This is a genomic window from Bacillus sp. ok061, from assembly GCF_900108285.1.
Classification (GTDB): domain Bacteria; phylum Bacillota; class Bacilli; order Bacillales; family Bacillaceae_G; genus Bacillus_A; species Bacillus_A thuringiensis_S.
In genome coordinates, this window is sequence record NZ_FNUW01000025.1 from 568 (window position 1) to 13,664 (window position 13,097).

A 13,097-nucleotide genomic window follows, 5' to 3' on the forward strand; every position below is an offset into this window, starting at 1 on the left:
TTTTCTGTTCCTTCACCTGGTTTTTCTGTTCCTTCACCTGGTTTTTCCGGACCTTTTTCTGTATCTTTTTTATTTGTAATTTGAAGTTTTACAAATTCAATTTTTTCATTAGAAATCGTAAATTTCATTTCCTTATCGGATAAAGTATATCCTTCTGGCGCTTGGATTTCTTTTAAAGTGTAATCTCCTGGTTCTAACTTCTTAGAAGTCGCTTTACCGCTCTTATTTGTTGTTAATGTGTCGATTTTTGTTCCGTCTTTCCAAATTTCAAACACTGCGCCTGCTAATATTTTATTTGTATTATTAGCGTCTACCTTTGTAATTTCTAATTGACCTGTAATTTCTTCTTTCACTTTTTCATTCATAACTTCTTGTTTTACTACTTCATTTGCTACAATGTCTACTTCTACTGTTACTTCTACTGCTTTGTAGCCTTCTGGCGCTTTTGTTTCTTCTAACGTATACTTACCTGGCACTAAGTTTTCGAATGTTACTACACCGTCTTTATTCGTAGTTTTCGCTTCTCCAACTACTTGACCAGCTTCGTTTTTCAGTTTAAATTCTGCGCCTTCTAGAACTTTCCCACTCTCTGCATCCTTTTTGATTACTTGTAAGCTTCCTAGTTCTTTTGCGTTTTCTATTTGTACTTCTACTACTTTATTTGCTTCCACAACGACTTCAATTTCTTCTTTTAACAATTTATATCCTTGTGGTGCTTTAATTTCTTTTAATGTGTACTTTCCTGGCTCTAATTTCTGAGAAATTACTTTACCTGCTTTATCTGTTCGTAATGTATCTACTTTCTTGCGGTCTTTATACACTTCGAATTCTGCATCTGATAATACTTTCGTTTTATCTTCCGCATCTACTTTTACGATTTCGAATTGACCAAAGCTCTTACTGTTCATTACTTTTACACCAACAACTTTTTCACCGTCAACTGTTACATGAATTATTTGTTTTGTTAACTCATAACCTTCTGGTGCTTTTGTTTCTTCTAACGTATATTCACCTGGCACAAGTCCGTCTACTTTAACCGTTCCAGACTTATCTGTTGTAATTTCTTCTTTTACAACATTTCCTTTCGCATCTTTCAATGTAAATTCTGCTCCTGCTAAGCGTTTCGTTTGATCTTTATCATCCATTTTAATAATTTGTAGAGAACCTAAGATTTTTTCGTTTTCTGCCACTACTTTTACTACTTCTTTCTCGTTTTGAATTGTTACTTTCCATTCTTTACTTGAAAGCTTGTAGCCCGCTGGTGCTTTCGTTTCTTTCACTGTGTATTCACCTAGCGGTAATTTCGGTGACATCACTTTTCCACTCTCATCTGTTTTCAGTTCCGCTACCTTTTTACCATCTTTATACACTTCGAATTCTGCACCTGATAACAATTTCGTTTTATCATTCGCATCTACTTTCACAATTTCAAATTGACCTGTTACTTTTTCATTCGTAACCTCTTGTTTTACTACTTCGTTCGCTACAACGTTTACGTCCACTGTTACTTCTAACGCCTTATAACCTTCTGGCGCTTTCGTTTCTTCCAACGTATACTTTCCTGGCACTAAGTTTTCGAATGTTACAACACCAGCTTTATTTGTTGTTTTCGCCTCTCCAACTACTTGACCAATTTCGTTCTTCAGTCTAAATTGCGCGCCTTCTAGAACTTTCCCACTCTCTGCATCCTTTTTGATTACTTGTAAGCTTCCTAGTTCTTTCGCATTTTCTACTTGTACTTCTACTACTTTGTTTGCTTCCACAACGACTTCAATTTCTTCTTTTAACAACTTATATCCTTGTGGTGCTTTCGTTTCTTTTAATGTGTACTTTCCTGGCTCTAATTTCTGAGAAACTACTTTACCAGTTTTATCTGTTCGTAACGTATCTACTTTTTTACCATCTTTATACACTTCGAATTCTGCATCTGATAATACTTTCGTTTTGTCTTCCGCATCTACTTTCACAATTTCAAATTGACCTGTTACTTTTTCGGGGATCTTTTTATTCACCACATCTACAGTCACTACTTTATTAGCCTCTACATCAACAGATACTGAACTAGATGATAATTCATACCCTTTCGGTGCTGCTACTTCTTTTAATGTATAGCTTCCAACTGGAAGTTGTTTCGATAAGGCTTCACCTTTATCATCTGTAACAATTGTCTCCACAACTTTCCCATCTTTATCGATAACATCAAATTTTGCACCTGGTAGAAGTTGACCAGATTCACTATCTTTTTTCAATAATTTAAATTGGCCATTCTCTACTTTTTTCGTATTCTTCATAACAAGTTCAATTACGTTTGTATTATCAATTGTTACTTTGACTGGTGTATCAACTTTTATATATCCTTCTGGTGCATTTATTTCTTTTACAAAATAGTCACCAAGTGGTAAATCTTTAACTTCCGCAATACCCTTTTCGTTTGTTGTAACAGTAGCCACAACGTTATTATCTTTGTCTATAACATCAAATTTTGCGTCTTTTAAAACAATGTTTTCATCGTTTTCATCAACTTTTTTAATTTGTAAATGTCCTTTTTCAGCTGCTGGTTTATTCCACTTTGGCCAGTTAAATTTAAAGTTATGAACCTCAAAACCATCTCTTTGGTGTAATCCTCCAACATAAGCTTGTCCATTAATAGAACCACCTTTTGTTTCTACAACTGCATTAGGTGCAAACACACTACCTACTACACCATAACCTTTAGTTGTTATCTTTGTAGCATTAGGAAATACCCAAATTACCTTACTAGCTAACTCAGTAAAAGATGAATTAGGATCGTATGCTTGAGATGTATTAATTAAATCCGTTGCCATCCCAGTATTTCTTGTATCATACAAAATTGCACCGCCACCAAAACTCACTTCTTCTGCATCTGAATAAATAACAATAAAGTCTTTATTCTCTACATTCGGAAGAAAAACGTCTTTTACATCAAATGCTTTCTTTCCAGTTTGGCCTGAAGAGACATAAATATTAGGGTTGTTTACATCTTCACCGATTCCAAAGCTCATATTAAGTTTTGGCTTATCAGTGTGTAGTTTACTTGCATCCCCAATTACACCATCAACGTCTTTTCTAAATTCTTTAAACTTAGCATCAATCTCCGCTTGCTCTTTATAAGAGATACGGTCATATGATGTTTTCATTGCGCCATCTGGGTCACCGTCTTTTGTCATCGCCACTGTTCCATCTTGAATAATTACTTGTCCTGCTCCCGCTTTCGTAAATTGACCGCCTAGTAATAATGATGGATATCCTTCATCTACCCAAGTTGCTCCAGCTAAGTTATTTGCTCCAGTTGCAGCCGCTACGACTGTATAACTTGATGCGTTCATATTTTTCTGAACAGCCATCGCACCTTCAATATCCGCACTCGTTGCACTATGATCTCCAAAAATGATGGCGTTGTAATAAGATACATCACCTAAACCTTTTAATTCTGTTGTAGCTGCCTCTGCTTTAAATGGTAAATGGATTAAAAAATTCATACATATTAGTAATACAACTATTAAACTACTACTTAACTTTTTAATTTTTTGATTAAATGATTTCCTCAAGAAATTCATTCCCCCTTTTAAACTTCCTAAAACCACAAAAAGAAGTACATATCATATGTACCAAACCTTACTCACATTAACTTAAAATAATCCATTTAAATAAAACAAAGAAACACTACAACTACTTAATAAAATTGCTACAATTCATTTTTGAAATAATACGTGAACTAAAGTATCATGCGGAAATACTTTTACGTATGGGAGCCCAATAAAATTAATCTGAAGAATATTTCATGTGGTGTAACTGTTTTGGCAACATCATCCACTTTACATTAGTTTTCTGGAGGATTCAAGTGAATTGTATGAATACCATACACAATTCACAATTTAAAACGTTTTCATTCCTTTTAATAAGCTCAATAAAAAAACGTAGCCACAAAGCTACGTTTTCCCTTCATTGTTTCGGTGTATTTTTATGATTCTTCAAAAACGGAAGCGGGAATTGCTTACGGAAATGCTCTTTAATCATATACTCTACACCGTTCTCACTATTTGAACGTGTGATCCAATCTGCTGCTTGCTTTAATTCTACAGGTGCGTTCCCCATCGCTACCCCAAGTCCCACGTTTTCAATAACCTCTAAATCTTCCATACTATCTCCAATCGCAACCATCTCATTTAGCGAAATATTTAAATGCTCTCCAAGCAATTGTAATCCGCGTAACTTCGATACATTTTGTGGCAAGATTTCTATTCGTTTTAAATCACATTCAACATACTCAATATCTTGGAACGCTTTTCTTAATGTATTTAGTCCGCGTTCTTTTTCACCTTTACTTTGGAAAATAACATCAATTTTTGGCGCCGCTACCGGATGGTCACGAAGCGCGTCACCTAACGAATCTACAAATTGAACTGGATAAAATAACGGATCTGCGCTTGATAATACAGTGCGCGCAATTAAGTTTGGTGTATTTCTCTCACGATTTCCTATCGAAAACCGTTCATGAGAAATACGTACGTTACAATCAAAGTGCTCTAACACTTGCACAATGTTAAAAGTCTTCTCTTCAGATAATCTCCTTTGAACGTACGGCTTATCTAAAGTTGCTGAAACGAAAGCACCACCATGTGTCACTAATATAGAATCTAATTTTAACGCCTTTGCTACTTTATGAGCGGATTGAAAATTACGACTCGTAAATAACGTAACGTATACATCTTTTCTTTTCACAAATTCAATTGTTTCTCTTAACCCTTTTGCAATTTTTCCATTGTTGTATAGTAGTGTCCCATCTATATTAAGAGCTAGTAAGCGATAAATCATGTCGCACTCCCCCTCTTCGCTGTTGTACTCTATCCATAATTTATGAAATAAATGTAGCAAATAGAACGAGTTAGAATTACTACTGAAAATTTGGTTTACTATATACATATACACTTAGCAAAGGAGATAGTACAATGCAGGCACCACCTTCCTTTTATGAAGGCGATACGTTAGAAGTCGCAAAAAAATTACTCGGACAAAAACTTGTTCATATTGTAGACGGAATAAAGCGAAGCGGAATCATTGTAGAAGTAGAAGCATATAAAGGCCCAGATGATAAGGCCGCACATAGTTACGGAGGCAGACGGACAGATCGCACAGAAGTTATGTTTGGTGCACCAGGGCATGCTTACGTATATTTAATTTACGGTATGCATCATTGCTTTAACGTTATTACAGCGTCAGTTGGCACCCCACAAGGTGTTCTCATTCGAGCACTTGAACCAGTAGACGGTATTGAAGAAATAAAACTAGCGCGCTTCAATAAAACAGACATTACAAAAGTGCAATATAAAAACTTAACAAACGGTCCTGGCAAACTATGCCGTGCACTTGGCATCACTTTAAAAGAACGCGGCGTATCGTTACAAAGTGATACGTTACATATTGAATTAGTTCCAAAAGAAGAACACATGTCATCACAATATAAAGTAACGGCGGGGCCCCGTATTAACATCGACTATGCAGAAGAAGCTGTTCATTATCCGTGGCGATTTTATTATGAGGGGCATCCGTTTGTTTCAAAGAAGTAAGCGATATCAACGATTTTTCGAATATATCTATCGTAACTTACAATATATCAACGGTTCGACAAGAAATATCGATTTATCGCCAAATAATAACATTACGAATAAAAGAAGACTGTTCCAAAATGGAACAGTCTTTCCCTCTTACTCTGCACCTTCCGCAGTTGCAATATTATCCTCTAAATTTTCTCTTGATAATTCAGCCGCCATAAAATCAGCTGTTTCTGGAAGTGCTAAATGCATATGAGCTTTTTGACAAATTTGGATCGTACAGTTTTCTATAACATAGTCGAAAACATGTCCGCCCCCGCTTCTTTCATCATCAATGTAATGTAAGTGGAATCCAGCTACCCCAATACCTTGCGCATAATCTGGTGTCCAAAATCCAGCAAGCGTACCTTCTGTATTTTCAAATGAAAAGATTGGTTGTGATTTCGTCACTTCAACGAGCGGTGTATACGGTTTTTCTTGTCTTGGAACAGTTCTCGTCCTTACTTCACGGAACGTACCGTCCATTCGAATACCGTAAAATAAGTTTTTACTTGGCATTAATTCATGTAATAACGCTTCAACTTCTTCACGATTCATCGGATGCTCTACCGTATAACTCATTTCTTTTTCAAAAAACGTTACAGTCGCAAATGGCGTTGTTTCTTCTGGCTCTACTTTTTCTGCTGAACCGTCTGAACGTAAATGATAAAATTCATTATCAAATGCAATCATTTCACCATCTAATTGATCAAATGTGCCGATGCCGAAATCACCATGTTTTTTCAAATCTTCAAAGCTAATCACACCATCATATATACCATCTAATAGCGCAAGCATTGTAGATGTTTGATATACTTCATTACTCGTTTTCGTTTTTTTTGCATCAATATCAATTAATTGCGCAACAGTCATCTCAAATCTGCCTCCATTAGTTTAATTGGTTTGGTAATAATTTTTCGCTTAATTTAATGTTGTCACGATAGTCAATTGGAATATCAATAATGACAGGACCATCTGCTGCTAATGCTTCTTTTAATACCCCTTCTAATTCATCAGGTGTGTTAACACGAAGACCTAACGCCCCAAAACTTTCCGCATATTTCACAAGATCAACATCGCCAAACTCTGTAGCTGATGTTCTGCCGTATTTCATCATTTGTTGGAATGCAACCATATCATATGTGCCGTCTCTCCAAACAAGATGTACGATCGGAGAATTTAAACGTACTGCTGTTTCTAACTCCATCGCTGAGAATAAGAAACCACCGTCACCTGATACGGAAACTACTTTTTTACCTGGTTCTACTAAAGTAGCTGCGATTGCCCAAGGAAGTGCAACACCTAGCGTTTGCATACCGTTACTAAATAATAGTCTACGTGGTTCATAAGAACGGAAACATCTCGCCATCCAAATAGAATGGGAACCGATGTCACACGTAACAGTTGTATCATCACTAATTAAAGAACGAAGTGTGCGAATGACTTGAAGCGGATGCGTAACACCTTCAGAAGCACGGTTTGGAACTTCTGCTTGTTCTGATAATTTCGCGCGTAATCGTTCTAACACTGCTTCTGATTTCGTACTTAATACAAGTTTCGGTAATTTTTCTGCGATGCTATTTACAGTTAAGGCAATATCGCCAATTAATTCACGCTCTGGTTGATAGTCATGGTCGATATCCGCTTGATGATCATCAAGATGAATAATCGTTCTGTCTCCAAGTTTATTCCAGAATTTCGGATCATACTCAATTGGGTCATAACCGATAGAAATAACAAGATCCGCTTCTTCTAGTAAAATATCACCTGGTTGGTTACGGAATAATCCAACGCGGCCGAAGAAATGATCTTCTAGTTCACGCGAAATTGCACCAGCTGCTTGATACGTTTCAACGACAGGAAGTTCTGTATCTGCAATTAATTTACGAACGGCTTTCGTCACTTCATTTGTGCTCGCTCTCATACCGAGTAAAATAACTGGTAATTTCGCTGATTTTATTTTTTCTACTACATATGTAACATCATGTGTGGGAGCGATTCCAAGCTGTGGCTTAGAAAGCGCACCGATAGACTCTACATTCGTTTCCGCAGTCATAACATCTTGCGGAAGACTTACTAAAGTTGCTCCCGGATTTGTGGAGGTAGCACTTCGAAATGCATTTGATAGTGCTTCTGGTACATTATCCGGATGCTCTACTTCTACGCTATATTTTGTGATTGGTTCGAATAGTGCAGCATTATCCATAGATTGATGCGTACGTTTTAATCGATCCGTACGCGGTACTGCACCAGCTAAAGCAACAACGGGATCACTCTCCGCATTCGCAGTAACAAGACCTGTCGCTAAATTTGATGTCCCTGGTCCTGAAGTTACAAGACATACGCCCGGTTTCCCTGTTAATCTACCAATAGCAGCTGCCATAAATGCTGCATTTTGTTCATGACGACAAACGATTAACTCTGGTCCTCTTTCTTGCAATACATCAAATACAGAGTCAATCTTTGCTCCTGGAATACCGAAAACATGTGTAACACCTTGTTTAATTAAACAATCAACAACAAGATCTGCTCCTTTTGTTTTTGTCTTCACGTCGTTTGCTTTTACACCTGTACTCAAACTAATCATCCCTTTATTTCATAATGTGTGTAATAAAGACTTTAATTTCACCTAGTTAATTAATGTGGTGAAGTATCGTTATCATTATATTACAAATGCATTATTTTTCCAACAATATGAATTTGAAATTATTTTGACAACATCCAAAGAATACGCTTACAACCTTTTGTTTATCTTAAAATAACATTTTTATATCTCTCCTAAAAATGTACAAAAATACTTCCATCCATTCACATTATTAACAATTTTACAGTACCTTGCAAAGAATAATAGTAAGTGATATATTTGTAAATAATGGAACACCCATTATTTGGAATGTCATTTACAATTAGTATATCCCCCTTCAAAAGGAAGATACAGATTGTGCTGTTTAGAAAAAAGATAGGATTCTCAGCTGTAATTCATCATTTTATAAAGGAAAGTGATTGTTATGAACAAAAGTGAATTTTTAAAGCAACTTAGTTCTTCCCTATGGAATATGTCTAATTCAGAAAAGGAGGATATTATCTCGGAGTACGAAACTCATTTTATTAGTGGTAAACAAGATGGAATATCTGAAGAGGAAATTTCTAAAAAGCTAGGAAACCCTAAAGCTATCGCTAAAGAACTTAATGTTTCATATGCAATAAGCAATGCTGACAATAGGCGCAGCCTAAAAAATATTATGACAGCACTGTTTTCTGTTATGAGCTTAAGTGTTTTAAACTTTATATTTATCATTATCGCATTTTTCGTATTACTCTTTCTATTACCGCTTCTTCTAGCACTTATAATTGCTACACCATTATTAATTATTTCACCTATCTTATTAATAGGATTAGGATTCTTTAAAGGGTTTCATCAAATCAGTTATTCCGATGTTTATAATGTATTTATAGCTTTTTGCATCGGCTTACTAATATCCGTCATATCTTATCAATTAATAAAACATATATACTCACTTTTAGTTAAGTATTTAAAATGGAATTTAGCTATTTTACAAAGATACTAATGAATATAAAAGGAGATTAATATGAAAAAGTATATTTTATATCCACTCATGTTACTTACAATGTTATTTCTATCAGCTTGTTCAAACAGTGTACAACCTAAGGAAGAAAACGATGTACAATCTATTAAAGATGTTGCTATTAAAGTTCCAGAAAATATATTTAGTTCCTCAAAGAAAAATGAAAATATTAGTGAAGACGAAATGAAACAAAATATAAAAAGTTATTTAAATTATAGCGGAGAGTTAGACGAAAACATCGTTCCACTTTCATCCACTACATCCGATGAAAATATCACTGAATCTGACCGAGAAAAATTACAAAAACTAATAGAGTTAGCGAAACAAAATGATACAAACTTCCATAATTTTATTAGTAACAATACAATCCCTGATGATTACAAAAAGCCTTCAAAAGAAATATATGAATTTATTTCATCATCTACAGCACTTTCAGTAGAACTAGATCAAGAATTAGACAAACTCGCTCAAGATGGTAACTTATTCAAAACTGATTTTTCTTTTACAAAGCGCTTTGAGAAAGCTAATGGTAGAAAGCAAAAAGAGATTGAAAAGTTTTTGAAGGAAAAGAACATTAAAACTGAGTATTTCAGTAAGTGATAATACATGTTAGATCATACATTCCGCTTTAAAATAGTCACCAACATATGAAAATTGTAAAGAGGCTTTATTATGTGTAAGGATATACTCCATCCGTTTCCCATAAAAAAAAGGCCTCCTTAAAGGAGGCCAAGCAAAAACAACAAACGCAAAATAACAACAAATAATGGACGATAAAATCACTATATTGACAAAGTATAGGATTTTTATCAATTGGAGTAACTCAACCCTAAATTACTCTTTTAACAATGCAATACTAATAACTTATTACAGCAATTTTTTACCGTGTCTTAAAATAATTGACTGTCTTTCAAATAATTTTCTTTATATTGATTGTTATTAATTAGTATATACTTGAATACGACTATACACCCTAATAAAAGGCAATATATTAAGCTGCTAGTCCTCGCGAGTTTATTTTGCCTTTAATGTAACTATACTATATTCTTCCATTTGTATCACCGAATATTCCTCTCGCATTCACGCATTTTTTCTTGCGTGAATACCGCAACTTATTACATCGGCGTATCTGCTAACACCCACTCTAACTTCCCTTTATATTCCATACCAACTTTAATAAGCGGGCTAGGCTCAATAAATAATCGGATACCATTCGTTTCTTCATTCCAAGCTACTTCAGTCGGTTCGTTATTCGTTGAAATAGACGCAGCCACTTCTACAGCCGTTTCACCTAACGTATATTGCTGACTGCCCTTTACATACCTCATGGCACCAATTAGCTGTTCTTTTCCGTCCAAAGTTAACGGCTCTGTCTCTTTAACGTATATCTTCCACGCATTTTTTTCAGGTCGATCATCCTGTACGACAAGCTTCCCATTAATTTGCGAAGGAGAATATATTGTTGGTTTAGAAGGAATCGTTAATTCTCCAAATGCTATCGTATCAGGTACACTAACTAACCTTAAATCACCTGCTGGAATATCTGGAACTACAATATGCCCGGTTACACTATCTGATACATGTATTGCGTTATTTAATACATCCTTCCCGGATACGTAAGCTGTATTTTTCACTTCCGTAATATTAGAACCTGGCTTTACCCTCACTTTAAATGTAATGGCCTCCTTTGCACCCACATCTAAAGTTCCTCCACGCTCTGCATTAGCTCCCTTACCGATGCGATATTTTATTTCATTCCCACCTATCACATCTACTTGATCATCCTTTTGTTGATCCGTTCTATTCTCTACACCATTATGTGTCTCATGCGTTATACTATTTGGAATATATTCTAAATAATCATCTAGCTTATCATATCCTTGTACACCTAATGCTTTTGCCAGCGGATTTGATACATTATTTTTAATCTCAATTCTATATAAAAACTCTTGTCCGGCTTTAACACTGTTAATTTCTTGGCCTTCTGTATTCAACATTTTTTTCGTTACGATTAAATTGGGAGAATCATATTCAGCAACAAAAGTAACATTATTTAGCGTATAAATATTTCCAGCCGCATTATATGCTTTAAAACTAATTTTTCCATCCTTTAAGTTATTCGCAATTTGATTCGGACCTTCTAGATGATACGTATGTATATCCGTTGCAAATGAATTCGTCCAGTCTGGATTATACCCCTTATACTTTTTAGTAACTAATTCATTTGTACCATCTGTTTGTATTTCTGTCATACTACCATCATTCGCATCTTCTGCATTTCCAAGATGATTTTTGACATTAACTTTACCTTTTCCAAAGTCATATGTAGCGTAATCTTTTCCATACACATCATTCTCTGCTGGCGTACCGTTAGAAGCGTAATAACTAAATTTTGCTTTAAAGTTGCCTTCTTTTGGCGTATTGATATTTTTTATATTAATATGCGTCCAATCATAACCTCTTTGCGTGATTAATCCTTCCCAAACTTGCATGTCTTTTACTGTTTCTTTTGGATCTTCATAAACAACAATTAAATTCCAATTTCCCCAGTAGTAACCAGTACCATTTGTATTTGAAAGTTGCGGAATATTAGCGACCGTAATTGGTTTATTTAAATTATAATCTTCTATTGCATTTGTCACATCAGCATATGCAACATAAGCATCACCGTTATAACCTGCAAAATAAGATCCAATATACGGTAAACCTACTTCTTTCCTTATACTGTTAGGAAATACATCTTTATAGCTTCCATCTTCCGATTTAATTTTTACAGGCTGTTGTATTTGTAAATCTGTTATGCTTTTTCCATCTAGATACCCTTTTGCTCCCATAGCAGCCGTCCAAAATAAATACGCTTTTTTCACCTTACCACTTTGAGGAACTGGAGGAAGTACTCCGGTTGACGAGTTAAAAGTGCTCTTATCATTATCGACATTCACTATGTACTTATCTGTTCTTCTTCCCATAGATCCTCTCGTATATCGATCCTTCTCTAATCCTAAAGTCACATTTCCAGTTTGCACCAAGTTCCCTTTTAGGCGTTCTTCATAAATAGGTGTATCGAATCCACCATTTGGCTTAACTGGAATTGAATTAGAAAACACAAGGTTTTCATCTTGCTTTTTTTCTTCTACAACTTCTAGCTTTTCTTTATTTTCTTCCTTAATCTCTTGTTTCTCTTCTTTTACTGTTTGTTCTTTATCTTCTTCTCTAACCTCTTGTTTCTCTTCTTTTACTGTTTGTTCTTTATCTTCTTCTCTAATCTCTTGTTTCTCTTCTTTTACTGTTTGTTCTTTATCTTCTTCTCTACCCTTTTGTTTCTCTTCTTTTATTGTTTTCTCTTTATCTTCTTCTCTAATCTTTTGTTCCTTTTCATCTTTTGTTCCTTTCTCTTCTGTAAATACTTTATTTTGTATAAATAGATGACCAACCTCTTGACCATTCTGTTCAATAATCACTTTCGGAGATTGTTCTTTATTTAATTCTTTCGCACCTATTACAATATCTATACTTTCCTTACTTTTTATATGTAGTCCTTGGATATTCCGAGCGTACATATTACTACCTGCTAGTTTTTCTTCTTTATAAAACGTATCTACTTCATCACCTATTAATTTCTTTCCATTAATCGTAAATGATTGTTTTATAAAGTGTATTCCCTTTTCTTCTTCACTAATATGCTTCAAAGATAGATTTTGAATTTCTTTTTCACCAATGTTAGAAACTGTATACTTTAAAGTCATTTTTTTACTATTTAATACCTCTACTTGAATGTGAATATCATCATTTTGAAACGTATTAAGCGGTTCTTTTACACCCTCAATCGCTAGTACATTGAGATTAGAAAATAATAAAGAAATATTGATAATTGCTATTATCATAACAATTATCACCT

Annotated in this window: 8 protein-coding genes; 3 read left to right on the plus strand and 5 right to left on the minus strand. The window is 34.8% G+C overall.

Translation table 11 applies throughout. The features are described 5' to 3' along the window. Together C4S65_RS25160 and C4S65_RS25165 are read right to left on the minus strand one after the other, a co-directional pair. The coding region (locus C4S65_RS25160; protein WP_142391585.1) for a SpaA isopeptide-forming pilin-related protein at nucleotides 1-3,569 on the minus strand (3,569 nt) is incomplete at its 3' end. A 394-nt stretch (nucleotides 3,570-3,963) separates the two neighbouring features. Next, nucleotides 3,964-4,836, minus strand: a complete 873-nt coding sequence (locus C4S65_RS25165) for a Cof-type HAD-IIB family hydrolase (protein WP_000640414.1) — start codon at nucleotides 4,834-4,836, stop codon at nucleotides 3,964-3,966. 134 nt (nucleotides 4,837-4,970) lie between these two features. On the opposite strand from C4S65_RS25165, the gene C4S65_RS25170 reads away from it, so the two are divergent. Then, the gene (locus C4S65_RS25170) at nucleotides 4,971-5,588 is read left to right on the plus strand and encodes a DNA-3-methyladenine glycosylase (RefSeq protein ID WP_001148776.1); all 618 of its coding nucleotides are present in this window, start codon (nucleotides 4,971-4,973) and stop codon (nucleotides 5,586-5,588) included. A gap of 138 nt (nucleotides 5,589-5,726) precedes the next feature. Here C4S65_RS25170 and alsD read toward each other — a convergent pair whose 3' ends face one another. Further along, nucleotides 5,727-6,485: an alpha-acetolactate decarboxylase gene (gene alsD / locus C4S65_RS25180; protein WP_000215018.1), complete on the minus strand. Its 759-nt coding sequence runs from the start codon at nucleotides 6,483-6,485 to the stop codon at nucleotides 5,727-5,729. Between the two features lie 16 nt (nucleotides 6,486-6,501). Continuing rightward, nucleotides 6,502-8,190 carry an acetolactate synthase AlsS gene (alsS, locus tag C4S65_RS25185; RefSeq protein ID WP_061667599.1) on the minus strand — a complete coding sequence of 563 codons (1,689 nt, stop codon included), beginning with the start codon at nucleotides 8,188-8,190 and terminating at the stop codon, nucleotides 6,502-6,504. Nucleotides 8,191-8,620: 430 nt separating this feature from the next. Between alsS and C4S65_RS25190 the strand changes: the two genes are divergently transcribed. Then, nucleotides 8,621-9,181 carry a DUF1700 domain-containing protein gene (locus tag C4S65_RS25190; RefSeq protein ID WP_001042978.1) on the plus strand — a complete coding sequence of 187 codons (561 nt, stop codon included), beginning with the start codon at nucleotides 8,621-8,623 and terminating at the stop codon, nucleotides 9,179-9,181. Nucleotides 9,182-9,202: 21 nt separating this feature from the next. Then, a complete protein-coding gene (locus C4S65_RS25195; protein ID WP_097960707.1) occupies nucleotides 9,203-9,799 on the plus strand; it encodes an NDxxF motif lipoprotein in 597 nt (198 codons plus the stop codon). 515 nt (nucleotides 9,800-10,314) lie between these two features. Here C4S65_RS25195 and C4S65_RS35385 read toward each other — a convergent pair. Then, on the minus strand, nucleotides 10,315-13,083 hold the full coding sequence (locus C4S65_RS35385; protein WP_225988061.1) for an isopeptide-forming domain-containing fimbrial protein: 2,769 nt from the start codon (nucleotides 13,081-13,083) through the stop codon (nucleotides 10,315-10,317). Between the last annotated feature and the right edge of the window lie 14 nt (nucleotides 13,084-13,097).